The organism is Streptococcus varani, from assembly GCF_001375655.1.
Classification (GTDB): Bacteria; Bacillota; Bacilli; order Lactobacillales; family Streptococcaceae; genus Streptococcus; species Streptococcus varani.
In genome coordinates this window covers 343,315-365,880 of sequence record NZ_CTEN01000004.1, presented here as the reverse complement: position 1 = coordinate 365,880, position 22,566 = coordinate 343,315, and the positions used below count along the sequence as shown (strand labels likewise).

The following is a 22,566-nucleotide window of genomic DNA, read 5'->3' as shown; positions in this document are numbered from 1 at the left end:
AATTTTTAAAGATAAAATGAAAGCGTAATCATAAATGCGCTAGAAAGGAGAAGGATGTTATTAAATAAACGTCAGAAGGATATTCTTCAAATACTTGAGAATGCCAAGAATTTTGTAACAGTCGAATCTATCGCACTTTCTTGCGGACTTTCCAGACGTACTATCTACACGGAATTAAATGTGATTGCAGACTATCTACAAAGTCTTGGTAATAGTTTGGAAAAGAAGAGGGGAGTTGGAGTTCAACTTGTAAAGTCAGGTCAAAATACCTTTGGGAGAACTAAAAAAGATCTGGATTTGGATAGAAATGTTGTTCTAGAGCGCCGTTTGAAAATTATGAGTTACTTACTTTTTGAAGAAAAAGCTTTAACCTACCAATCTTTGTCAGACCAATTTTTAGTTAGTAAGACTTCTATTGCCAAAGATTTTGAGTTCATAACCTCTGTTTTAACCGAGGATAGGGAGATAAACTTAGTTGGAGAACGTTATGGAACTCGTTTAGCAGGGTCAGAAGTTGGATTTCAAAAAGCTATGTTGCGTTTTAATCGCTTTATCATGGACCATGTTGAAATTTACTCAAAAGAAATGATGCCCCATCATCTAGATATACTTTCTCGTTATTATGGAGATGAAATTGTCAAGACTTGTCAGAATATCTTTTACACGTATATCAGAGAAAATATTTCTGTAATTACTGACCATTATGTCCAAAATCTTCTCAGTAGTCTAATTGTTCTAGTCTATCGTTGTGCCAAGGGATACCATCATAAGCAGAGACCGAAAAGTTCCGAAAAGTTCTTTGAGGAAAGTTCTATTAAGATTCTTGAGAAAGTGAATCTACGCCTAGGGATTTTATTTTCCACAGCAGATAACTTGTATTTTTCAAGACAACTTGTATTAAACCGATTTGAGAAAGGGGAGAATCAGGCTTCCTTTGATGATTTTACTAAAAAATTATTGGTCGGTATGTCGCAAAGTCTAAAGGTATCCTTTCTTCAAGACAGCAAGTTAAAGCAACAATTAGCAGAGCATATTCCAGCCATGCTCTATCGATTACAGGCCAATGTCATAGTTGAAAATCCTTTCACAGATCAGATCAAAAGGGAATTTGCTTTGATTTTTAATCTGCTTTCCCTGCTTATTGTAGAGATTGAGAAGAACTATCAGGTTATTTTTAATGAGAATGAAATTGCTTTTTTGACCATTTATTTTCAATCCGCAATTGAGAGGGCAAAAATTAATAAACGTATTCTAGTCGTTTGCCAGATGGGTGTTGCCACATCAGAACTGCTTGTTAACCGTATCAAACAAGCTCTACCTTCTCTTGATACCCTAGAGCTATCATCAGTTGCTGAGCTAGAATATATGGATATTGATAAGTTTGACTTCATTATTTCGACAGTTCACTTAAATATTCCAAACAAGGATATTGTGCTGGTTTCTCCGTTTTTAACGGAAAAAGACATGGAAAATATCAAGATAGCTGGTTATAAACCTAGCATTATTTCAAATACCAAGACAGCGACAAAATGTCATCATCTCTACAATTTTTTGACAGAAGAGGAAATGATACTTAATGCAGCGTTTCCTGACAAGAAAAGCTTTTTCAAGGAGTTTGGTCGAGAATTAGTTGAGAGGGGAATTGTTAAACCGGCTTTTATCGATGATTTATTTCATCGTGAAAATCTAGGGGCAACTGATTTGCCCGTGGGAGTTGCTATTCCTCACGGAAATCCGCAAAATAGTCTGAAGTCAAAAATATTTTTGATAAAAAATAGTAAAAAAATCAAATGGGGTGATTATTTTGTAGATTTGATTTTTGTCATTTGCATTAGTACGGAAGATAGGCTTCGTAGCAAAGGGCTATTGTCAGATATTTACAATATTATTGATTGTCCTCAGTATTTACAGCTAATTCGGAAAGAGAAATCCGCATCAAATGTTTTAAATAAACTTTATGGAGGAAATGCCAATGGGTGAACACCAAATATCAATAGACGTCATCTCAAAAAATCTCATCTTTCTAGACAAAGATTTCAATAGTCGAAATCAGGTTTTAGAACATATTGCTCTAGAAGCTTTGAAGAATGAGTATATCACTAATAAAGAAGATTTTTTACAGGCAATTTTAGCGAGAGAGGAAGAAATTTCAACTGCCATTGGCTATTTGATTGCTATCCCTCACGGAAAAACAGATGCTGCAAAAAGGCCTTTTATAGCTTTTATGCGCTTAAATAAGGAAATTGCTTGGGAGGCGAACCAAGACGAACCAGTCAAATTAATCTTCTTGATTGGCGTTCCCGAATCAGAGTATGTAAAACTCCATTTGAAGTTTATTTCTCAACTTAGTAAAAAATTACTGGACGAAGATTTTAGGAATAAATTATTGAAGCAAGCGGATACTGAAAATGTCTATCAACAATTAACATCTATTGAAATATAAGGAGGAATCTTATGAAAATTGTTGCTGTAACAGCCTGTCCGACAGGTGTCGCTCATACATATATGGCGCAGGAGGCTATCGAAAAAGAATGCCGCAAGCGTGGTTATGAAGTCAAGGTTGAAACTCAGGGAAGCATGGGAATCGAAAATGAACTAGAGCAGCAAGAAGTAGATGCTGCTGACCTGGTTATACTTGCTGTTGCCATTGGTATTGATGGTGAGGAACGCTTCGAAGAAAAAGAGGATAATGGAAAAGTTCTCCATGTAGATCCTAGTCAGGTCATCAAACATCCTGCTGAAATTATTGACGCGGCAGAAAAACTATAACCGTCTACTATATTCAATTTTTATTGAAAGGGAAAAATATGAAACAGGAAAACAAAGTTTTTAAGGACTTGCAAAAAGCTTTCAACACAGGTGTATCATACATGCTACCTTCGGTTGTTGTTGGTGGGGTATTTATCGCTCTGGCTCTTTCAACCGGTAACGCGGGTGATGGTGGTATGGAGGTAACTAGCCAATTCATGCAGAATTTACTTGATCTTGGGATTGCTGGTTTTTCTATGATGATTCCGATTTTATCGGGTTATATCGCTTATTCTATTGCGGGGAAGCCAGGTATTGCACCAGCCATGATTCTTGGTTATGTTGCCAATAATCCAATCGGTGAAGGTCAAGTTAAAACGGGATTCTTAGGAGCCATGCTTTTGGGTGTTGTTGCAGGTTACTTTGTAAAATGGTGTAAGACTTGGAAGGTCAATAATACAATACGAACTATTATGCCGATCCTGATTGTACCAGTACTGACTACTTTTGTCTTAGGGATGTTTTATATCTATATCATTTCTGCCCCGATTGGTGCAGCTATGGATTGGTTGGTAGCGACACTTGGTGAATTACAGGGTGGCAGTGCAATTGTCCTCGGTCTGATAATCGGTGCTATGACAGCAATTGATATGGGAGGACCTATTAATAAAACAGCCACAGCCTTCACTCTGGCTTTGATGGCAGAAGGCGTTTATGCTCCAAATGGTGCCCACCGTATTGCAGTTGCCATTCCACCATTGGCTATGGCTATCTCAACCTTGATTGATCGGAAGAAATACAATCAAGAAGATCGTGACTTGGGGATGTCAGCTCTTTTTATGGGCCTCATTGGAATTACGGAAGGAGCTATTCCATTTGCTGTAAAAGATATGAAGCGTGTTTTACCAGCCATTATCGTCGGAAGTGCTGTTGGTGGTGCCCTTGGGATGATGAATAATGTTGAAGCTCTCGTACCACATGGCGGTCTTATCATCTTGCCTGTTGTAAATGGGAAACTTTGGTATGTTATTGCCATGTTTATCGGGACGTTTGTATCCGTAGCCATGCTCCACTTTACAAAACCCAATCTTGATGAATCAGAATTATAAGGAGAAGGAAGAAAATTATGAGTAAATTACCAATTAAAAAAACCCCGCGTTGTAAAATGAAGTGCAACAAAAAAGACATGTTCGTCTGATATACTAGAATTCCCCAACTCAGTATAGAAAGCAGATGAACATGTCCAACACTCATTCTACCAAAAAATCAACCTATTCTCATCTCTCAGCCTCGGAACGTGGCGAAATGGCTGCTTATCTTAAAATGGGAAAGAAACCGGCTGAAATCGCTCGTCTTCTAGGTCGTCACCGGTCGACAATCAGTCGAGAAATCAAACGTGGTTCGGTGGATCAGGTACAGGATAAGAATGGGAAACGTACCTATTTCAGTGCCTATTTCGCTGATAGCGGACAGCGTGTCTATGAATCCAATCGTCAAAAGTGCTCTTATCTCAAGTTGAATGACTGCTCCGCTAAATTCATTGAGCAATTAGGATATGCCTTGAAAGCTAAAATTCGTCTTCATAGCGTAGATAGTTTCGTTCAGACTTATAAAGCAAATCATCCTGAGGAGGTTGTTCCCTCTACCAAAACCATTTATCGCTATATCAAAGAGGGGCTGTTAGTTATAAAACCAATCGATTTACCTAAGATGGTCAGTATCCTATTGCATCCATTACAGCTGATAATGGTTCTGAATTTAGTTTACTCTCAGACTTGGAAGCTGTTGATGTTTACTTTGCACATCCATATTCTTCACATGAGAGAGGTACAAATGAGAACTTCAATGGTCTCCTCAGAGAATATATCCCTAAAGGAAACTCTTTTAATTCACTAACCTCTGAAGAACTTGACAACTATATCACAGCCATCAATGAGCGCCCGAGACGACTTCTTCAATACCAATCTTCAAAATTCCTATTTGGGATAGCCCAAATAGCTTAACCTCTGGATCTCTAGTTATCAATCAACTTGTTGCACTTGACTTGACAACATGCGCAATTAAAAAAACTGTTCAAGGACTATTAAAACTTCAGGAAACTGGTGAAAGTGCTACAATCCTTGGGATTGGACCAATGTCAAAAAATTGTGTCCAAGCTACTTTGGAACTTTCCAAAGAAGATGACTATCCAGTTATGTTCATAGCTAGCCGGAATCAGGTTGACCTAGACGAGCTAGGAGGGGGCTATGTCAATGGTTGGAATCAGTTTAGCTTTGCTGAGGCTGTAGAAGAAGTAGCAAAAAAAATTGGCTATGACAATCTATATTATCTTTGCCGAGATCATGGGGGGCCTTGGCAACGTGATAAGGAACGCAACGATCATTTGCCAACTGAAGAAGCTATGAAACTGGGACAACTATCCTATATCGGTGATATTGAAGCTGGCTTCGATCTGCTCATGATTGATCCTACGAAAGATCCATTTGAAGTTGGAAAAGTCATTCCACTAGATGTAGTCCTAGAAAGAACTGTTGAACTGATTGATTTCTGTGAAAGAGAACGTAAGGCCCGAAATTTGCCAGAAATTGGCTATGAAGTGGGCACAGAAGAAACCAACGGTGGACTCACTTCTACCGAAACCTATGAGAATTTCATTCTTGGACTTCAAGAAGAACTTGGAAGACGAAACCTACCAATGCCAACCTTTATTGTTGGTCAAACAGGGACCTTGACCCGAAAAACAGAACAAGTTGGTCATTTCAATTTTAAAAACGCCTTTGAATTATCCCAAATGGCTAAGCGATATGGTGTTGGTCTCAAAGAACACAATGGTGATTATCTGGACGATGTTACCTTACTAGAACATATTCCATCTCGTATCACAGCAACAAACGTGGCACCTCAATACGGTACAGAAGAAACTCGTGCATATCTGAATCTTGCTAAGGTCGAGGCAAAATTGGTTGAGTACGGTCTTGTTGCGGAAGCCTCTAAAGTAGCTGAAACTCTTCTAATCAAAGCTATCGAAAGCGAACGTTGGAGAAAATGGATGGTTGGAGAACAAAAAGATTTGACAGTTGAGCAAATTTTGTCTGGCGATAAGAAACTTCAAGAAGAAATATTAGATATCGCTGGTCACTATACCTTCAACGATGATACTGTCAAAACTGAAATCGAAAAGCTTTATGCTAATCTATCAGCACATGATATTGATGGGCAACGTTATGTTATTGACCATATTAAGCGCCCTATTCGTGATTATGCAGAATGCTACAATCTCAAAGGTGTAACAAGCCGGATTAAACAAGTGCTTGGATAAAAAAATGTAGGCTCCATTATTTTAATGAATCAGAGATCTAATTTGATTCCAGTGAATTTTTTACGATTAACTCACTCTTTCCAAATTTTTTGAAGAAGACTTCCTATTTCTGAGATATGGAAGATACCAGTTCCTATCAATTCAAGGAAGCACTCAATTGGCCCAATAAGTAAAAACAAAGAAATAGTTTATATCTGGACGATCCAGAATCTTAATATAGTCTTTTGAATTAACTTCAATACGTTGTCACTATCGGCTTGCCGTACTCCAGTTGAGAGAAACTTAGTTTCTTTTATTTCGGACCTCCAACAGTCTGTCCTCAGACTGTAAGGTGAGAGGCTGGGCAAAAAGTAGCTTCAAATAAAACCACACAGAGATTTCAGTCTTGAAAACAATCAAGATGAAAAAATCACTGTGTGGTTTTTGAGTATTTGAATTTTTAGGGTCGAGATTCTTAGCCAATTTTGTGAGATTCATGCTCATGAATAGGAAGCCGATCTCCGTTTGGACGGCTTGATTGCCTCTGACATGAACCATTTTGCGACCAGAAAAGACCTGACGAGCGTAGGCGAAGAGCGTCATCTTCATGAGCATAGCCGGATGGAAGGCAGGACGGCCAGTGTGTGATTTATCTTCCAATAAAACATGATTAGGGATACTGTCCACAAAAAGACTGATCAATCTAACCTCGTGATTCATAGGAATATTGTAGGCAAGATTTAGTTCCAAACTCAACTGATTTGTGTTATACTCTTTATACATAGTCATGGCTTTCTAGTTGTTTTGTGGTTATTATAATTATAAACCATGGCATATAAAAACGGGCATCTCCAACTGCGGAAATGCTCGTTTTTTATATTCTGAAGCTGGTTTTTGCCCAGCCTCTTTTATTTCCAAGCTCAAACAGTCTATTCCCAGACTATTTGAGTTGCCTGCACCGCAGTTCCTAGTCCAAAAGCTCATTCATTTGACTATAAAAAAAAGGAAATTTCTCATTTCAATCGAGAAATTTCCTTTTTCTTATGGTTAAACAGGGCTGACATAAATTTGTTTGGCAATGCTTGTTGGGATAGCCAAACGGTTGCCGGGGTAGACCAATGTATGAGTTCCTGCAAATGAATCAATCTGGCTAATTTCAACCGTCATTCCAATAGCCAAACCATTTTTTTCTAAATAGTTCAATAAATCAAAGTCATCGTGAACACGGTTGATCATATAGAAACCAATTTCTTCAATATGGGCCAAAGATTGGTGATACAATTCCACCAGTAATTCACCTCTCTTGGGAATAGTTCCACCGTGAGGGCAAAAAGAAGGGAATCCCAGAGATTCTTCTAGACGATTGATAAAAAATGTTGAAACAGTATGTTCCAAAATTTCAGCTTCTTCATGAACTTCCTCAATGTTGTATTGTAGTTTTTGCATGAGAAAGATTTCGATTAAACGATGTTTGCGATAAAGTTCGGATACGAGCGATAAGCCTTCTCTAGTGACTTGATAACCCAAATCCTTGTCTTTTATAATTAAATTTTCTGCTATTAATTTCTTAATCATTTCGGAAGCTGAGGGAGCGGATACGCCCATCCGTTCAGCAATACGCTTATTGCTGATCTTATCTTCAGTTTCTCCGATTTCATAAATCATCTTGAGATAATCTTCTTTATTTGGTGTCATGTTCAACCTCCGTATACTTTATTATATCAAAAAATAGAAAAGCTTGACATCATTCTATACTATGTTATACTAATTATAAAGTTAGGTTCCCCTAATTTTATAATTAATTAAAACTAAGGAGTTGATTCTATGAAAAAAACACTACAGCTAATCGGACTTTTTTGCCTTGTTGGCCTTCTTGGAGCTTGTTCAAGTAGTAAAACTGAGGATAAAGAAAAATTGAGCGTTGTCGTCACAAACTCAATTTTGGCGGATATGACCAAAAATATTGCCAGAGATAAAATCAATCTACATAGCATCGTACCCATCGGTCAAGATCCCCATGAATATGAACCATTACCGGAAGATGTGGAAAAAACGAGCAAAGCAGATCTCATTTTCTATAATGGGATTAATCTGGAAAATGGCGGAAACGCCTGGTTTACGAAATTAGTAAAGAATGCTAAGAAAGAAGAAAATAAAGATTACTTTGCAGCTAGTAATGGTGTTGAGGTGATTTATTTAGAAGGGGAAAGTGAAAAAGGAAAGGAAGATCCTCATGCTTGGCTTAATCTTGAAAACGGAATGATTTATGCCCAAAATATTGCTAAAGAATTAATGGCAAAGGATCCAAAAAATGAAGCCTTTTACCAAAAAAATCTAGATGAATATATCAAAAAATTATCTGCTTTGGATATGGAAGCAAAATCAAAATTTGACGCTATTCCAAGTCATAAAAAGCTTATCGTAACCAGTGAGGGCTGTTTCAAATATTTCTCAAAAGCCTATGATATTCCATCAGCCTATATTTGGGAAATCAACACGGAAGAAGAAGGGACTCCTCAACAAACAACTTCCTTGGTGGAGAAGCTCAAGGCTGGACCAAGACCGTCAGCTCTTTTTGTAGAGTCCAGTGTGGACGATCGGCCTATGAAAACGATCTCACGAGAGACAGGAATCAACATTTACTCTCAGCTCTTTACCGACTCAATTTCTAGAGAAGGAGAAGAAGGTGATAGTTACTATGCAATGATGAAATGGAATTTGGATAAGATAGCGGAAGGTTTGGGACAATAGAAACTGACTGGGAGGAATTATGATTACAACAAAAGATTTATCTGTCAGATATGAAGCGGAACAGTTTGCACTAGAAAAGGTTTCAGTGACAATTGATCATGGAAACATAGTCGGGATTATTGGGCCAAATGGAGCAGGGAAGTCGTCATTCATGAAGGCTATCCTTGGCTTGATTTCTTACGACGGACAGGTTTTATTAGATAAGGAAAAAGGGGATAAATCTCAAACTTCGATTGCTTATGTTGAACAAAAAAGTCACATTGATTACAATTTTCCAATCACTGTAAGAGAATGTGTTTCTTTGGGACTCTATAAGAAAGTGGGTCTCTTTCGTAGGTTGACAAAAGATGATTGGAGTAAAGTTGATGCTGTTTTAGATCAAGTTGGTTTACTGACTTTTAAAGATCGGTCAATCAAGACCTTGTCGGGAGGACAGTTTCAACGGATGTTAGTGGCCAGATGTCTGGTTCAAGATGCCCAGACAATCTTTCTGGACGAACCATTCATTGGAATTGATTTGGTTAGCGAAAACATCATAATGGATATTCTAAAAAGTTTGCGCAATCAAGGGAGAACTATTTTAGTCGTTCACCATGATTTGAGTAAGGTTGAAGGCTATTTCGACATGTTATTACTATTAAATAAAAAAATGATTGCCTATGGCAATGTTGATGATGTCTTCCATGCAAAATTCCTAAAGCAAGCTTATGGGGATAGAATTTTTATAGAGAAAGGAGATGATGACTAGTGATGAAATTTATTGACGGACTGATGCAGTACCATTTCTTACAAAATGCCCTAATTACGGCAGTTGTCATTGGTATTGTTTCCGGTGCAGTAGGCTGTTTTATCATCTTACGGTCTATGTCTCTCATGGGGGACGCAATTTCTCATGCTGTTTTACCAGGGGTTGCACTTTCCTTTATTTTAGGAATTAACTTTTTTGTTGGAGCTATCGTTTTTGGTTTACTGGCTTCCTTCATTATTACCTTTATTAAGGAAAACAGCGTGGTTAAAGGAGATACTGCTATTGGCATTACTTTTTCTAGTTTTTTAGCTTTAGGGATTATCCTCATAGGTTTAGCAAATAGTTCGACAGATCTTTTCCACATTCTTTTTGGGAATATTTTAGCTGTTCAAGATAGTGATAAATGGATTACTATCGGGGTATCAACTCTTGTGTTTGCCTTGATTATCCTTTTCTTTAAAGAGCTCTTGCTGACCTCATTTGATCCGGTTCTAGCTAAGTCTATGGGTATGGATGTTAGTTTTTATCACTACCTACTAATGGGGATTTTGACCTTGGTTTCTGTAACAGCTATGCAAAGTGTGGGAACCATTTTGATTGTAGCCATGTTAATCACTCCGGCAGCAACGGCCTATCTCTTTGCTTCTAGTTTAAAGAATATGATTTGCTTGGCTTCGGGGCTGGGTGCCTTCACATCAGTATTGGGACTTTTTTTAGGCTATACCTTTAACATCGCTGCGGGGTCTAGCATTGTACTGACCTCGACAATCATCTTTTTTATCTCCTTTTTCTTATCTTCCAAACAAATCATTCCCCAAAAACATTTCCGCAAAAAAACGCTTTGATCTCAAGGATCGAAGCGTTTTAGATTTTATTTGTGTATTCTTCAAAATGATCAACGGTTTGGTTGTCTGTTACTGCGACAATCAATTCATCCTCATTGAAAATATAGTCTGGTGTCAGCTGGACTTCCAAGACATTATTGTATTTGCTGCGGTAGCCAATGATGTTCATCATATAATTTTGACGCAATTTTAATTCACCAAGACTTTTACCAATCCATTTTACAGGGGGATTAAATTCGATGATAGAAACATATTCATCTAATTCAATGACGTGAGTTGTATCATCATGCAGCAGATGTTTTGCCAAAGAGATACCGGTCTCCCTTTCAGGGGAGATAACCCGGTCAGCTCCAATTTTGAGCAAAACCTCACGAGTTGTTTTACTTTTGGCCTTAGCAACTACTTTAGGGATGCCCAAAGATTTGCAGTGAAGAACAGCTAAGACACTGGCTTCCAGATTGCTACCCGTTGCTACTACAACTGTATCACAGGTATCTATGCCAGCGGCTCGTAAGAGGTCCTTGTCTGAAATATCACCGACGACACCTCTGGTTAGAATAGATTCTAGCTGATTGATTTGGCTGTCGTGGTCATCCACTGCGATGATATTACAATCATATTTGCAAAGTGTTTTTGCTATACTAGTTCCGAAAACACCCAGACCTAGAATTCCAATAGTATGTTTTTGCATAATGAAAAGATTCTCCTTGAAGAAAAAGGGAAAGAATTCCCAGAGGATTACCTGCTTTTTTTGACTAAACAATCAAAGAGGATTTAGCGTATTGGAGGTTGGCAGTTTTACTAGCCCTTTTAGAGGATAAACTCATGAGAATGGACATGGGACCAATTCTGCCAAAGAACATAAGAGCCATGATAATGAATTGGCCAGCTTGTGTCAGGCTTGGCGTTAGATTAGCTGTCACACCAACGGTTGCAAGAGCGGACATCACCTCAAAAATAAGGAAGAGAAGTGGTTTGTCAGAGTCGGTAACAGAGATACTAAAGAGGCCTAAAAGGAAGGTGGACAAAAAGACAATAAAGACAGCAATGGCTTTACGGATGGTCAAGGTATCGATGGTTCTGTGTTTGAAATTGGTGTAAGGAAGTCCCAGGACTTCACTGCGAGCGTAGACCAAGAGGACCAAAAAAGCAGTGATTTTAATACCACCAGCTGTACCACCAGGGGCACCCCCAAGCATCATTTGAAAGGCATAGAGTAAGAGACTGATGGGTCTAGCTTGAGTATAATCGATAGTCGCAAAACCAGCTGTTCTCATAGTCACCGTTTGGAAAAAACTGGCAAGAACTTTATGACCAAGAGAGAAAGTTCCAATTGTGTTCGGATTGTTGTACTCTGTCATCAGGGTCAAAAGAGTTCCTAAAGCCAAGATAGTTGCGGTTAATCCTAGAACGACTTTAGTATGGAAACTGAATTTACGAACATGATTTTTCTTTTTAACCTGTGTCTGTAAATCAAACCAGACTGAGAAACCAAGTCCGCCCATGATAATCAGACTGGCGATGATAAGATTAATATAAGGATTTTTAACAAAATAAACTAAACTACTAGCGCCCATATTGTCAAAACCTGCGTTACAAAAAGCTGAAATAGCTAAGAAGATAGAGGTAAAGACCCCTTTTGCCCAACCAAATTTTGGAACAAAATAGATAGCCAAGAGCAGTGCCCCCATGCCTTCGATAGCAAAGGTAAAGCGAAAGACAGAGAGAATAAAACCGTGAAAGTCTTTGGTATCATCGCGACTAAAACTTTCTTGCAAGGTCGTAAGGTTGATAAAACTCAATTTGCGTTTGGCCTGAAGGGCGATCATTCCGATAAAGCTAAGAAGGCTGAGCCCACCGATTTGCATGAGAATCATACAAATAATCTGACCGAAAGCAGTGAAGCTACTTGCAACCGGTTGGGTAAAGAGGCCTGTCACACAAACCATAGAAACAGCCGTAAAGAGGTTATCCCAGTAGCTTGCTTGGGAGTTGGCTAGCTGTGAAATAGGAAGACTCAATAAAATCGATCCTGTAAGAATAACAGCAGCAAAACTGACGATGATTCGCTCGGTAGGGGTTAATGAAATCCTAAAAAAAGACATAAGCCTCTCTTTTCTCTAATGAAATATGAAGATATTGTAACACATTTTAGCAAAAAAGAAAGGGAAAGTTAACCCTCCCTAGTGATTGATATGTGTATCTGGGCAAAATACCTTATTTATGGGCTTCTTTTTCTGGTGTTTGATAGCTAGATAAAATGACCTGGCTATTAAGGGAAAAGCGGAGCAAATCAGAAGGATAAGGCAGATAAAGAGAAGATGGCACCCTCCTGTCCAGCCTCCAACATGAATGTGTTTTATTGGCGAGCTTTATTCACAACCTGTATACAAACTCCGAACATTAAGCCATTGAATACCCCAAAAAGAATGGTCTTAATGGCAAATAATCCAGCTGGATAAGATAGTTGAAGGAGCAATGGACCAAAGAGCCACATGCTTATTCCAAATAAAAGACCAGATTTCAGTCCAACATGTTGCAATTGTTTTTTCTCTTTCTCATCTAATTCCTCCACATCAATTGCTTGAACCACATCAAAACCTTGGTTGGCGGCGACGATGAAATAAAGAAGCAATCCGATAAAGGTGAGGGCCAAAGGATAAATTGTTGCTACAATCTCAGGGTGTTTTTGGCCAAGAATATAAGCCACTAAGTTTCCAAAAATTAAAATAGTTGTCAACCATACGTAACAGATGTTTCCTACGCGGTCAATCTGTTGGCGACGGTATTCATCCAAGGGACCGGTAATACCGTAAAATCGTTTCAAGAGTTTATCTGTAAAAGATTCTTTATTCATGAGATTCGTTCTCTTTCTGTTTTAATCCATAGTAGATTAGGACAATATAGACAATCAAGATAAAACCAGCTCCAATAAGAAGACCGATATAAGTGCGTGGATTAGTGAGGGCTGTCATCAAGGTCACTTCGTCTAGGACAGTCTGGCTAAAGAGAGACCAGATAAACATAAAGATGGACCAGATGAGGACAAATTTGAAAGGGGAGTGACGGACTTTTGTGACCTGTTCGGTAGATAATTCTTCCAAGTCGAAGTCGTAAACGCCAGCTTTTCTCAACTGATGGTGCAAAATAGAGTAGAGGATGAAACTGTATAAAAAGATAGATAGAGGAGCGACCCAAGCAGTAGTTTCCGGATAACGATAGCCAAAGATGAGGCTAACTGCAACGATTAGTCCATTACCGAGGAAGAAGGGAGGGAAAAACATCATGGCTATCTTACCAATGATGGCTTGTTTGTATTCGTCAAATGGCCCGGTCACGCCATAAAAGGTTTTGAGATAGTGTTGGTAACATTTTTTAAGCTTCATAGTGATTCTCCTTTTTTTTATTCCAAAATAGGCTATTCAAATCTGTATTGAGAGCAAGAGCTAGATTGATACACAGATCCAACGAAGGATTGTATTTATCATTTTCTATCATATTGATGGTTTGTCTGGAAACGCCGATTTCCTTGGCTAGAGCTAGTTGAGACTTTCCAGACTGCTGTCGAAATTCTTTTACTTGGTTCATTTGCAAATCTTCCTGGAGGGTGTCGTATATATTTTACATCTTTAATATAAAATAAAACTAGAAATATGTCAATTATATATGACATATTTCTAGAAAATATTTTCCCTGATCGATTTTAAGCTTGATTTTGGACAATATGGTATAATAAGAAGATATGACAAATGAATTTAATCATACAACGGTTCTCTTGCATGAGACAGTTGATTTATTAGATGTAAAACCAAACGGAATTTATGTAGATGCTACCTTGGGTGGTGCGGGGCATTCCTCTTATTTACTTTCTAAGTTGAGCGAGGAAGGCCATTTATATTGTTTTGACCAGGATCAAAAGGCCATTGATAATGCCCAGATTCGTCTCAAGGACTATATTGAAAGAGGAATGGTCACCTTCATAAAAGATAATTTCCGTCATCTTAAGTCCAACTTAGAAGCGCTGGGCGTTGACAAGATTGACGGTATCCTCTATGATTTGGGCGTGTCCAGTCCTCAATTAGATGAGCGGGAACGTGGTTTTTCTTATAAGCAAGATGCGGCCCTGGATATGCGGATGAACCAAGAGGCTAGTCTAACGGCTTATGATGTGGTCAATACTTACGATTTTCATGATTTGGTGCGGATTTTCTTCAAATATGGGGAAGATAAGTTTTCGAAACAAATTGCTCGAAAGATCGAGCAGGTCCGTCAAATCAAACCTATTGAAACCACAACAGAACTAGCAGAAATTATCAAGTCAGCAAAACCTGCTAAGGAACTCAAGAAAAAAGGCCATCCGGCCAAGCAGATTTTCCAAGCGATTCGAATTGAAGTGAATGATGAACTAGGTGCTGCGGATGAATCAATTGAGCAAGCCATTGATTTGTTGGCCATAGGCGGTCGCATCTCTGTCATTACTTTTCATTCATTGGAAGATCGACTGACCAAGCAAGTCTTCAAGGAAGCTAGCACCGTTTATGTACCAAAGGGTTTGCCCTTTATTCCTGATGATATGAAAGCACCTTTGGAGTTAGTCAATCGCAAACCTATCTTACCAAGTCAGGAAGAATTATTAGCCAACAATCGAGCACATTCTGCCAAGTTGCGCGTTGCTAAAAAAGTCCACCAATCCTAATTAGAGGGGGAATGTTCCCTAAATATAGAAAGTTAAGACATGCTAGAAGATAAACAGAGAGATTTGACCATGCGGGTCATTGAAGATAAAATTAAGACCTTTACACGAGTGGAAAAGGCTTTTTATGGTAGTATTGTTATCTCAGGTTTGATTTTGGCCATAGGGATTGTTTTTATGCAGACCAAGCTCTTGCAAGTACAATCAGATATGGCTGCAACAAATCAGGAAATTAGTGTCAAGTTACTAGAAATTGAAGATGCCAAACAAGCGGTCAATGATTTGGCTCGAAAGGCTCGTCTTCTTGAAATTGCTGAAAAAGAGGGTTTGACCTTTAACAATAACAATATTGGAGTAGCAGAATAACATGCCCGGAAAAAAGAAACAATTTTTAAGATATGTCTTGAAAAATCGTGCCATACCGAGCCAGAATCGTAGAAGAGTAGGGCAGAGCCTGATTTTGCTTAGTGTCTTTATCTTCTTTATTTTTCTTATCAACTTTGCCATCATTATTGGAACAGATAGAAAATTTGGTGTTAATTTATCGGAGGCCGCAAAGCGAGTCTATCAACAAGAGGTGACAGTTCAGGCCAAACGTGGAACGATTTATGATCGAACAGGCTATCCTATCGCTCAAGACTCGACTACATACACCGTTTACGCTATTATTGATAAGGAATATCTATCCGCGCAAAAAGAGATTCTCTATGTTGAGGAGAGTCAATTTGACAAGGTAGCAGATATCTTCCATGAGTTTTTAGGCATGGAAAAAGACTATGTTCTCAATCAACTTAGAATGCCAAATGTCAACCAAACCTATTTTGGTGTACGTGGTAAAAACATTACCTATGGAACGATGTCAGCTATTTCAGAAGCTGCTAAAGCCGCCAATATTAAAGGGATTTCCTTTTCAACTAGCCCGGGGCGCCTCTATACAAACGGTATTTTTGCTAGTCATTTTATCGGTCTAGCTCAGCTAAAGGATAATGACGATGGTAGTCAAAGTCTGCATGGGAATACGGGAGTGGAAGCAGCTCTAAACTCGATTTTATCGGGTCAAGATGGAAAAATTATTTACGAAAAAGATAGTTATGGGCGGATTATTCCAGGAACAGAGACTATTCAAACGGAACCGGTTGATGGCAAGGATGTTTATACCACCCTGTCGGCCGATTTGCAGCGTTCTTTGGAAAATAATATGGAAGTCTTTTATTCTCAGAAAACAAAGGGTGTTTACGCTAATGCTACCCTTATTTCTGCCAAAACTGGAGAAATTCTAGCAACAACACAAAGGCCAACTTTTGATCCAGATACCAAAGAGGGTATCAACAAGGAAATGGATTGGCAGGCCACTCTTTATCAAGGTCACTTTGAGCCAGGTTCAACCATGAAAGTTATGACACTGGCAGCTGCCATTGATAACAAGACTTTCAATCCCAATGAGTATTACACCAATAATACCTATCAATTAGCAGATGCTAAAATTAACGACTGGACAGTCAATGCTGGTCGAGACCCTGAAACCTTGACTTTTGCGAATGGTTTTGCCCTATCCAGTAACGTCGGTATGACCATGTTGGAGCAACGAATGGGCGATGCCAAATGGCTTAGTTATCTCAGTAAGTTCCGCTTCGGCTATCCAACGCGTTTTGGAATGAATAGTGAGACGGGTGGGATTTTCCCTGCTGATAATATTGTGACCATTGCCATGTCTTCCTTCGGCCAAGGTATTTCGGTAACCAATACCCAGATGTTGCGATCTTTCACAGCTATTGGAAATCACGGAGTTATGTTGCAACCCAAATTTATCTCTGGAATTTACGATGCCAATACAGAATCAGCTCGTGTCTCTCAACCGGAAATTATGGGGAAACCTGTTTCTGCGGACGCAGCTGACCAGACCTTAAACTATATGGTAACAGTTGGAACGGATCCTCGATATGGAACTCTCTATTCAAAAGATAGTGGACCAGTTATTCAAGTAGATGGCTACAATGTGGCAGTCAAATCTGGGACAGCTGAAATTGCTAAAGCACCTGAAGATGGGGGTGGCTATATGGAGGGTGCCAACGACACCATCAACTCAGTAGTAGCCATGATTCCTGCTGAAGATCCTGAATTTATCATGTATGTAACCGTTCAACAACCTCAAGAATGGAGTTTTCTTGCCTGGCAAGATATTGTCAATCCTGTATTAAAAGAAGCGATGGTTCTTAAGGATAGTTTAAATCTGACGGGCGTATCTCCAGTCTTGGCAAATGTGACCGCTGAGACAGAATACAAACTTCCGAATATTATGGATGAAAATCCAGGTCTGATAGCAGATGAACTGCGACGCAACTTGGTCCAGCCTGTTATACTTGGAAATGGTTCAAAAATTAAAAAAGTTTCTAGAGAAATAGGTTCTAATGTACGGGCAAATCAGCAAATCTTACTATTGACGGATAGTTTTGAAGAAGTTCCGGATATGTATGGTTGGACCAAATCCAACCTTGAAAAATTTGCGGATTGGACCAATATAGAGATTGAAATGGATGGTGATGGGAACAAGGTTGTTGACCAAAGCATTGCCATGGGAACTAGTCTGAAAGAGACAAAAAAAATTACAATTACACTAGGAGAATAAGATGCAATCTGCTATTCTAGCAGGAGCTGTTTCCTTTATCGGAACAGTTCTGTTGATTCCAGTTTTTATTAAATTCTATCAGGCCAAGCGAATTGAAGGCCAACAAATGCATGAAGATGTCAAACAACATCAGTTTAAGGCTGGGACTCCGACAATGGGGGGGACAGTTTTTCTACTTGTTTCGATAGTGGTCAGCTTCATTTCGGCCCTTCTTTTGGACCAATTGTCTGCTGGTATATTGGGGATTCTCTTTATTTTAGCCCTCTACGGAGCGGTTGGATTTTTAGATGATTTCTTGAAAATTTTTCGAAAGATTAATGAAGGTCTCAATCCCAGACAAAAAATGCTTTTACAAATTGTAGGCGGACTAGTTTTTTACTTTGTCCATGCCGAGTCAACGGGTAATGGTAATCTAAATGTTTTCGGCTTCGAGGTTCATCTCGGATTTGCGTATATTTTCTTTGTTCTCTTTTGGTTGGTTGGTTTTTCCAATGCAGTCAATCTGACAGATGGCATTGATGGGTTGGCATCTATTTCAGTGGCAATCAGCTTAGTAGCCTATTCAATCATCGCTGCTGTGCAGAATCAGTTTGATATTCTTCTGGTTTGCGTGACCATGATTGGTGGCCTTCTTGGTTTCTTTGTCTACAATCGAAAACCTGCCAAGATTTTTATGGGAGATGTGGGTTCTCTTGCTCTTGGTGGCATGTTAGCTACTATCTCGATTGCTCTTCATCAGGAATGGACTCTCCTCTTCATTGGATTAGTTTATGTATTGGAGACGACATCTGTTCTGTTACAGGTTTCTTATTTCCGCTATACCAAGAAAAAATTGGGAGAGGGTCGTCGTATTTTTCGTATGACTCCTTTCCATCATCATTTGGAATTGGGTGGCTTGTCTGGTAATGGCAAAAACTGGAGCGAATGGCGCGTGGATGCTTTTCTCTGGGGACTTGGTTTGATCATGTCCTGCCTAGTCTTGGCTTCTCTCTACCTATAAAATAGGGCAGCAAGAAATTGCTGTCTTTTTAGATGAGAAATGAAGTGCAGGAGGAGCATTGTTTATCATTTTTTGTTATAATGGAATGTACTAGAAAAAAGAGGAAACTATGAAATTTACAGAATTTACCCTAAAAGAATTTATTCAGAAAGCCTTGGCAGATATTAACTTTGTAAGGGCTACAGAGGTTCAGGAAAAATTGATTCCCATTGTTCTTTCAGGTCGCGATCTGGTAGGTGAATCAAAGACTGGTTCGGGCAAGACTCATACCTTCTTGATACCAATTTTTCAGAAGTTGAATGAAAGTTCAGATCAGGTTCAGGCGGTCATTACCGCACCATCTCGTGAATTAGCAACACAAATTTATCAAGCAGCTCGTCAAATAGCAGAGCATTCGGAAGTAGAGATTCGCCTTGCCAACTATGTAGGTGGGACCGATAAAGCTCGCCAAATCGATAAACTTCAGTCTAAGCAACCTCACATTGTGATTGGGACACCAGGACGTATTTATGATTTGGTTAAATCAGGAGACTTGGCCATTCATAAAGCTGGCATTTTTGTAATTGATGAGGCGGACATGACCTTGGACATGGGATTCTTAGAAACAGTGGATCGCATTGCCTCAAGCTTACCAAAAAATCTTCAATTTATGGTTTTCTCTGCAACCATTCCGCAAAAGTTACAGCCATTTTTGAAGAAATACCTGACTAACCCTATCATCGAGCAAATCAAGACACAGACCGTTATTTCAGATACCATTGAAAATTGGTTGATTTCGACCAAAGGTCGCGATAAAAATGCACAAATTTTAGAGATGACCAAGCTCATGCAACCTTACTTGGCCATGATTTTTGTCAATACTAAAACGCGTGCAGATGAGTTGCATTCTTACTTGACTGCAAACGGTTTGCGAGTTGCCAAGATTCATGGGGATATTCCACCGCGGGAACGCAAACGCATCATGAATCAGGTTAAAAACTTGGACTTCGAATACATTGTGGCAACGGATTTGGCTGCGCGTGGCATTGATATTGAAGGTGTTAGCCATGTCATCAATGATGCTATTCCACAGGATCTTTCCTTCTTTGTTCACCGTGTTGGTCGAACAGGACGTAATGGTTTGGGTGGGACAGCTATCACTCTGTACCAACCTAGCGATGATGCAGACATTCGTGAGTTGGAAAAACTCAACATTAAGTTTCTTCCGAAAGAAATGAAAAATGGAGAGTTTAAGGATACTTATGACCGTGATCGTCGTGTCAATCGGGAAAAGTCCCATGAAAAATTGGATTTGGAAATGATTGGTTTGGTCAAGAAGAAAAAGAAAAAAATTAAGCCTGGTTACAAGAAAAAAATTAAGTGGGCTGTTGACGAAAAACGCCGCATGACCAAACGAGTTGAAAACAGAGCTAAGGGGCGTGCGGAACGCAAAGCCAAACGCCAAGATTTTTAAAGCTTCAAGAAAAGTAGGAGGGGAAATTGAATTCTTTTCCTCTCTTTTCACACTAAAAACAAATGCGACTCTATCTATTATTTTGTAGATAGACTGAACTAGAAATTAGGAAGTCAGATGTTACAGACCATACTAAGCCTCTATCTTCAAAGTCTTCTCTTTTCAGCTATTGCAATAGTTATGACAAGCTTGATATGGTTTGTCTTTAGAGCCAGCAAGGGTCTAGATAGGACGCTTGATGAAAGAAAAGATTTTTTATATGACCTGCTCATTATCAATGTTATGACCATTCCCATTTTTGCCTTTGGAATCATTGGTATCCTCTTGATGGTGAAAGCATGGTAGCGTTTTTTGTAAAAATATAAACCAGTACGACTGGTTACTATTCGAGGGAGAAAAATAGAATGTACGATACACTCATTGTTGGCTCTGGTCCAGCTGGTATGACAGCGGCTCTCTATGCAGCCCGCAGTAACCTCAAAGTTGGGCTTTTGGAAGGCGGAATTTACGGTGGCCAGATGAACAACACAGCTGATATTGAAAATTATCCAGGATATGAATTGATTTCGGGTCCTGATTTGGCCGAAAAAATGTACCAACCATTGGAAAAATTTGGTGTTGAACACCTTTTTGGCCAAGCAGTGGATGTCCAAGTGGATGGTCGAATTAAAAAAGTCATCACGGAAGAAGAGGTTTTTGAAACAAAATCTCTCATCCTTGCTATGGGTGCTCAACACCGTCCACTGGAAGTGCCAGGTGAAGCCGAGTACAACAGTCGTGGTGTTTCCTACTGTGCGGTTTGTGATGGAGCTTTTTTCCGCGGCCAGGATCTGCTAGTGGTTGGTGGTGGTGACTCGGCAGTTGAGGAAGCTATTTTCTTGACTCAATTTGCTAAAACTGTAACTATTGTTCACCGTCGCGATGAGTTGCGTGCTCAGAAAATTATCCAAGATAGAGCTTTTGCTAATGAAAAAATTAAGTTTATCTGGGACTCGGTTGTAACAGAAATCAAAGGGGATGAGCGTAAGGTTCAGACTGTAGAGATTAAAAATGTCAAGACAGGCGAGATTTCAGAGCAGGCTTTTGGTGGAGTCTTCATCTATGTTGGATTAGATCCAATGTCCCAATCTGTTGTACAACTTGGTATCACAGATGAACAAGGTTGGATTGTGACAAATGAAGCGATGGAAACCAGTCAGCCTGGTATCTTTGCGATTGGTGATATTCGTCAAAAACAACTTCGTCAAATTACGACAGCAGTGGGTGATGGAGCAACCGCTGGTCAACAAGCTTATCACTATATTACCGAGTTGGAGGGATAGGATGACACAATTTCATATTTATGATCTAAAGAAAAATCCTGAAGGTCTTCATTTCGAGGAAAGTTTAGACTTAAAAGCTGAACTAATGGAACGAAATGCAGAAATTTTGGATTTATCTCCTGTAGATGTCGTTGGCGAAATTCGCTTTGAGGCCGGTTTTTATTTCTTAAATTATCAACTCTCTTATCAGATAAGTATGGCCTCCAGTCGTTCAATGACCCCAGTTCAATGGGCAGAATCCTATCCGGTCATGGAACTCTTTGTGGAAAACCAAGCCCTCCTTAAGGAAAAAGACTTGATAGATGAGGATTTAGTTCTCATCATCGAAGGAGATAGTATCGTTTTGGAGGATAGCATAGCGGATAATATCCTTCTCAATTTGCCTGCTAAGGTACTCACTCCAGAAGAAGCAGCAGGACAAAATATGCCATCTGGTGAAAACTGGACCGTCATGACAGAAGAAGATTTCCAAGCCCAAATGCAAGAGGAGAAAGAAGCAAATTCACCTTTTGCTCAATTAACTGGGCTATTTGACCAAGAATGAAATTGACAGAAAATTTGCAAAATCTTATTATACCGTGTATAATGAGGTAGATACGAGTAGGAAAGAGTAAGGGATTGCTACGATTTCTTTCTTGTTTTAATTGAACACGACCTAGGAGTTGTGCAAAAAAGATAATTTCTTCTAGAGCTTTTTCTGCTCTTCGTCAAAATTCCTATTTTTGCTCTACTCCTTACGGTCTTTGTATCTTATTTTTTTAATTGAACACGGCTACGACTCTTTGCAAATAGACAAAGCTTTCCTAGATGCTTTGCATCTTCGTCAACTTTTCTAATTTGCTGTGAATCGCTAACGCCTTTGTATCTTACTTAATTGAACACGACCTAGGAGTTGTGCAAAAAAGATAATTTCTTCTAGAGCTTTTTCTGCTCTTCGTCAAAATTCCTATTTTTGCTCTACTCCTTACGGTCTTTGTATCTTATTTTTTAACTGAACACGGCTACGACTCTTTGCAAATAGATAAAGCTTTCCTAGATGCCTTGCATCTTCGTCGACTTTTCTAATTTGCTGTGAATCGCTA

Annotated in this window: 22 protein-coding genes and 2 pseudogenes; 17 read left to right on the top strand and 7 right to left on the bottom strand. The window is 39.1% G+C overall.

Going from position 1 to position 22,566, the window contains the following annotated elements; genetic code table 11:
• Nucleotides 1-54 precede the first annotated feature (54 nt).
• The 6 genes and pseudogenes from BN1356_RS10450 (at nucleotide 55) to BN1356_RS10425 (ending at nucleotide 6,067) form a co-directional block, all read left to right on the top strand.
• A complete protein-coding gene (locus BN1356_RS10450; protein ID WP_093651325.1) occupies nucleotides 55-1,980 on the top strand; it encodes a BglG family transcription antiterminator in 1,926 nt (641 codons plus the stop codon).
• Nucleotides 1,958-2,443, top strand: a complete 486-nt coding sequence (locus BN1356_RS10445; RefSeq protein WP_245620338.1) for a PTS sugar transporter subunit IIA — start codon at nucleotides 1,958-1,960, stop codon at nucleotides 2,441-2,443. Before BN1356_RS10450 ends, BN1356_RS10445 begins: the two co-directional genes overlap by 23 nt.
• An 11-nt stretch (nucleotides 2,444-2,454) precedes the next feature.
• Nucleotides 2,455-2,769, top strand: coding sequence for a PTS fructose transporter subunit IIB (locus BN1356_RS10440; protein WP_093651323.1), 315 nt, complete (start codon nucleotides 2,455-2,457; stop codon nucleotides 2,767-2,769).
• A gap of 38 nt (nucleotides 2,770-2,807) precedes the next feature.
• A complete protein-coding gene (locus BN1356_RS10435; protein ID WP_093651322.1) occupies nucleotides 2,808-3,857 on the top strand; it encodes a PTS fructose transporter subunit IIC in 1,050 nt (349 codons plus the stop codon).
• Nucleotides 3,858-3,987: 130 nt separating this feature from the next.
• Nucleotides 3,988-4,751, top strand: a pseudogene (locus BN1356_RS10430) (IS30 family transposase).
• Nucleotides 4,752-4,792: 41 nt separating this feature from the next.
• Entirely contained in the window at nucleotides 4,793-6,067 is a 1,275-nt protein-coding gene (locus BN1356_RS10425) for a class II D-tagatose-bisphosphate aldolase non-catalytic subunit (protein ID WP_093651321.1), read from the top strand.
• A gap of 525 nt (nucleotides 6,068-6,592) precedes the next feature.
• Here BN1356_RS10425 and BN1356_RS10420 read toward each other — a convergent pair.
• A pseudogene (locus tag BN1356_RS10420) lies at nucleotides 6,593-6,829 on the bottom strand (transposase); the annotation flags it as partial.
• A gap of 264 nt (nucleotides 6,830-7,093) precedes the next feature.
• Complete coding sequence (locus BN1356_RS10415; RefSeq protein WP_093651320.1) at nucleotides 7,094-7,741, bottom strand: metal-dependent transcriptional regulator; 648 nt, start codon at nucleotides 7,739-7,741, stop codon at nucleotides 7,094-7,096.
• A gap of 129 nt (nucleotides 7,742-7,870) precedes the next feature.
• Between BN1356_RS10415 and BN1356_RS10410 the strand changes: the two genes are divergently transcribed.
• From BN1356_RS10410 to BN1356_RS10400, 3 genes are read left to right on the top strand one after another with little or no spacing between them, the layout of a single operon-like run.
• The gene (locus BN1356_RS10410) at nucleotides 7,871-8,797 is read left to right on the top strand and encodes a metal ABC transporter substrate-binding protein (protein WP_093651319.1); all 927 of its coding nucleotides are present in this window, start codon (nucleotides 7,871-7,873) and stop codon (nucleotides 8,795-8,797) included.
• 19 nt (nucleotides 8,798-8,816) lie between these two features.
• The gene (locus BN1356_RS10405) at nucleotides 8,817-9,545 is read left to right on the top strand and encodes a metal ABC transporter ATP-binding protein (RefSeq protein WP_093651318.1); all 729 of its coding nucleotides are present in this window, start codon (nucleotides 8,817-8,819) and stop codon (nucleotides 9,543-9,545) included.
• A 2-nt stretch (nucleotides 9,546-9,547) separates the two neighbouring features.
• Nucleotides 9,548-10,390 (top strand): metal ABC transporter permease, encoded by an 843-nt coding sequence (locus BN1356_RS10400; RefSeq protein WP_093651317.1) that lies wholly within the window; start codon nucleotides 9,548-9,550, stop codon nucleotides 10,388-10,390.
• Between the two features lie 19 nt (nucleotides 10,391-10,409).
• Here BN1356_RS10400 and BN1356_RS10395 read toward each other — a convergent pair whose 3' ends face one another.
• The 5 genes from BN1356_RS10395 to BN1356_RS10375 all read right to left on the bottom strand — a co-directional run bounded on the left by BN1356_RS10395 (nucleotide 10,410) and on the right by BN1356_RS10375 (nucleotide 13,978).
• Entirely contained in the window at nucleotides 10,410-11,081 is a 672-nt protein-coding gene (locus tag BN1356_RS10395) for a potassium channel family protein (RefSeq protein ID WP_093651316.1), read from the bottom strand.
• 64 nt (nucleotides 11,082-11,145) lie between these two features.
• Nucleotides 11,146-12,495: a TrkH family potassium uptake protein gene (locus tag BN1356_RS10390; protein ID WP_093651315.1), complete on the bottom strand. Its 1,350-nt coding sequence runs from the start codon at nucleotides 12,493-12,495 to the stop codon at nucleotides 11,146-11,148.
• 254 nt (nucleotides 12,496-12,749) lie between these two features.
• Entirely contained in the window at nucleotides 12,750-13,247 is a 498-nt protein-coding gene (locus BN1356_RS10385; RefSeq protein WP_093651314.1) for a DUF3278 domain-containing protein, read from the bottom strand.
• Nucleotides 13,240-13,776, bottom strand: a complete 537-nt coding sequence (locus BN1356_RS10380) for a DUF3278 domain-containing protein (protein ID WP_093651313.1) — start codon at nucleotides 13,774-13,776, stop codon at nucleotides 13,240-13,242. The genes BN1356_RS10385 and BN1356_RS10380 overlap by 8 nt, the downstream gene beginning before the upstream one ends.
• Nucleotides 13,766-13,978, bottom strand: a complete 213-nt coding sequence (locus BN1356_RS10375; protein WP_093651312.1) for a helix-turn-helix transcriptional regulator — start codon at nucleotides 13,976-13,978, stop codon at nucleotides 13,766-13,768. The genes BN1356_RS10380 and BN1356_RS10375 overlap by 11 nt, the downstream gene beginning before the upstream one ends.
• 154 nt (nucleotides 13,979-14,132) lie before the next feature.
• Here BN1356_RS10375 and rsmH point away from each other — a divergent pair, with 154 nt between their 5' ends.
• The 8 genes from rsmH to BN1356_RS10335 all read left to right on the top strand — a co-directional run bounded on the left by rsmH (nucleotide 14,133) and on the right by BN1356_RS10335 (nucleotide 22,028).
• Entirely contained in the window at nucleotides 14,133-15,086 is a 954-nt protein-coding gene (gene rsmH / locus BN1356_RS10370) for a 16S rRNA (cytosine(1402)-N(4))-methyltransferase RsmH (protein ID WP_093651311.1), read from the top strand.
• A gap of 39 nt (nucleotides 15,087-15,125) precedes the next feature.
• Nucleotides 15,126-15,449 (top strand): cell division protein FtsL, encoded by a 324-nt coding sequence (ftsL, locus tag BN1356_RS10365; RefSeq protein ID WP_093651310.1) that lies wholly within the window; start codon nucleotides 15,126-15,128, stop codon nucleotides 15,447-15,449.
• A gap of 1 nt (nucleotide 15,450) precedes the next feature.
• Nucleotides 15,451-17,709: a penicillin-binding protein PBP2X gene (gene pbp2x, locus BN1356_RS10360; protein WP_093651309.1), complete on the top strand. Its 2,259-nt coding sequence runs from the start codon at nucleotides 15,451-15,453 to the stop codon at nucleotides 17,707-17,709.
• Between the two features lies 1 nt (nucleotide 17,710).
• Nucleotides 17,711-18,709 carry a phospho-N-acetylmuramoyl-pentapeptide-transferase gene (mraY, locus tag BN1356_RS10355; RefSeq protein WP_093651308.1) on the top strand — a complete coding sequence of 333 codons (999 nt, stop codon included), beginning with the start codon at nucleotides 17,711-17,713 and terminating at the stop codon, nucleotides 18,707-18,709.
• 109 nt (nucleotides 18,710-18,818) lie between these two features.
• Nucleotides 18,819-20,162 (top strand): DEAD/DEAH box helicase, encoded by a 1,344-nt coding sequence (locus BN1356_RS10350; RefSeq protein WP_093651307.1) that lies wholly within the window; start codon nucleotides 18,819-18,821, stop codon nucleotides 20,160-20,162.
• Between the two features lie 117 nt (nucleotides 20,163-20,279).
• Nucleotides 20,280-20,507, top strand: coding sequence for a DUF4059 family protein (locus tag BN1356_RS10345; protein ID WP_093651306.1), 228 nt, complete (start codon nucleotides 20,280-20,282; stop codon nucleotides 20,505-20,507).
• Between the two features lie 59 nt (nucleotides 20,508-20,566).
• Nucleotides 20,567-21,484, top strand: coding sequence for a thioredoxin-disulfide reductase (gene trxB, locus BN1356_RS10340; RefSeq protein WP_093651305.1), 918 nt, complete (start codon nucleotides 20,567-20,569; stop codon nucleotides 21,482-21,484).
• A 1-nt stretch (nucleotide 21,485) separates the two neighbouring features.
• Nucleotides 21,486-22,028 carry a YceD family protein gene (locus tag BN1356_RS10335; protein WP_093651304.1) on the top strand — a complete coding sequence of 181 codons (543 nt, stop codon included), beginning with the start codon at nucleotides 21,486-21,488 and terminating at the stop codon, nucleotides 22,026-22,028.
• Nucleotides 22,029-22,566: the final 538 nt, after the last annotated feature.

Excerpts from the sequence above, each read along its gene's own strand:
- BN1356_RS10450 (WP_093651325.1), top strand. The coding sequence starts at position 55 with ATGTTATTAAATAAACGTCAGAAGGATATTCTTCAAATACTTGAGAAT.
- BN1356_RS10445 (WP_245620338.1), top strand. The coding sequence starts at position 1,958 with ATGGAGGAAATGCCAATGGGTGAACACCAAATATCAATAGACGTCATC.
- BN1356_RS10440 (WP_093651323.1), top strand. The coding sequence starts at position 2,455 with ATGAAAATTGTTGCTGTAACAGCCTGTCCGACAGGTGTCGCTCATACA.
- BN1356_RS10435 (WP_093651322.1), top strand. The coding sequence starts at position 2,808 with ATGAAACAGGAAAACAAAGTTTTTAAGGACTTGCAAAAAGCTTTCAAC.
- BN1356_RS10415 (WP_093651320.1), bottom strand. The coding sequence starts at position 7,741 with ATGACACCAAATAAAGAAGATTATCTCAAGATGATTTATGAAATCGGA.
- BN1356_RS10410 (WP_093651319.1), top strand. The coding sequence starts at position 7,871 with ATGAAAAAAACACTACAGCTAATCGGACTTTTTTGCCTTGTTGGCCTT.
- BN1356_RS10405 (WP_093651318.1), top strand. The coding sequence starts at position 8,817 with ATGATTACAACAAAAGATTTATCTGTCAGATATGAAGCGGAACAGTTT.
- BN1356_RS10400 (WP_093651317.1), top strand. The coding sequence starts at position 9,548 with ATGAAATTTATTGACGGACTGATGCAGTACCATTTCTTACAAAATGCC.
- BN1356_RS10395 (WP_093651316.1), bottom strand. The coding sequence starts at position 11,081 with ATGCAAAAACATACTATTGGAATTCTAGGTCTGGGTGTTTTCGGAACT.
- BN1356_RS10390 (WP_093651315.1), bottom strand. The coding sequence starts at position 12,495 with ATGTCTTTTTTTAGGATTTCATTAACCCCTACCGAGCGAATCATCGTC.
- BN1356_RS10385 (WP_093651314.1), bottom strand. The coding sequence starts at position 13,247 with ATGAATAAAGAATCTTTTACAGATAAACTCTTGAAACGATTTTACGGT.
- BN1356_RS10380 (WP_093651313.1), bottom strand. The coding sequence starts at position 13,776 with ATGAAGCTTAAAAAATGTTACCAACACTATCTCAAAACCTTTTATGGC.
- BN1356_RS10375 (WP_093651312.1), bottom strand. The coding sequence starts at position 13,978 with ATGAACCAAGTAAAAGAATTTCGACAGCAGTCTGGAAAGTCTCAACTA.
- rsmH (WP_093651311.1), top strand. The coding sequence starts at position 14,133 with ATGACAAATGAATTTAATCATACAACGGTTCTCTTGCATGAGACAGTT.
- ftsL (WP_093651310.1), top strand. The coding sequence starts at position 15,126 with ATGCTAGAAGATAAACAGAGAGATTTGACCATGCGGGTCATTGAAGAT.
- pbp2x (WP_093651309.1), top strand. The coding sequence starts at position 15,451 with ATGCCCGGAAAAAAGAAACAATTTTTAAGATATGTCTTGAAAAATCGT.
- mraY (WP_093651308.1), top strand. The coding sequence starts at position 17,711 with ATGCAATCTGCTATTCTAGCAGGAGCTGTTTCCTTTATCGGAACAGTT.
- BN1356_RS10350 (WP_093651307.1), top strand. The coding sequence starts at position 18,819 with ATGAAATTTACAGAATTTACCCTAAAAGAATTTATTCAGAAAGCCTTG.
- BN1356_RS10345 (WP_093651306.1), top strand. The coding sequence starts at position 20,280 with ATGTTACAGACCATACTAAGCCTCTATCTTCAAAGTCTTCTCTTTTCA.
- trxB (WP_093651305.1), top strand. The coding sequence starts at position 20,567 with ATGTACGATACACTCATTGTTGGCTCTGGTCCAGCTGGTATGACAGCG.
- BN1356_RS10335 (WP_093651304.1), top strand. The coding sequence starts at position 21,486 with ATGACACAATTTCATATTTATGATCTAAAGAAAAATCCTGAAGGTCTT.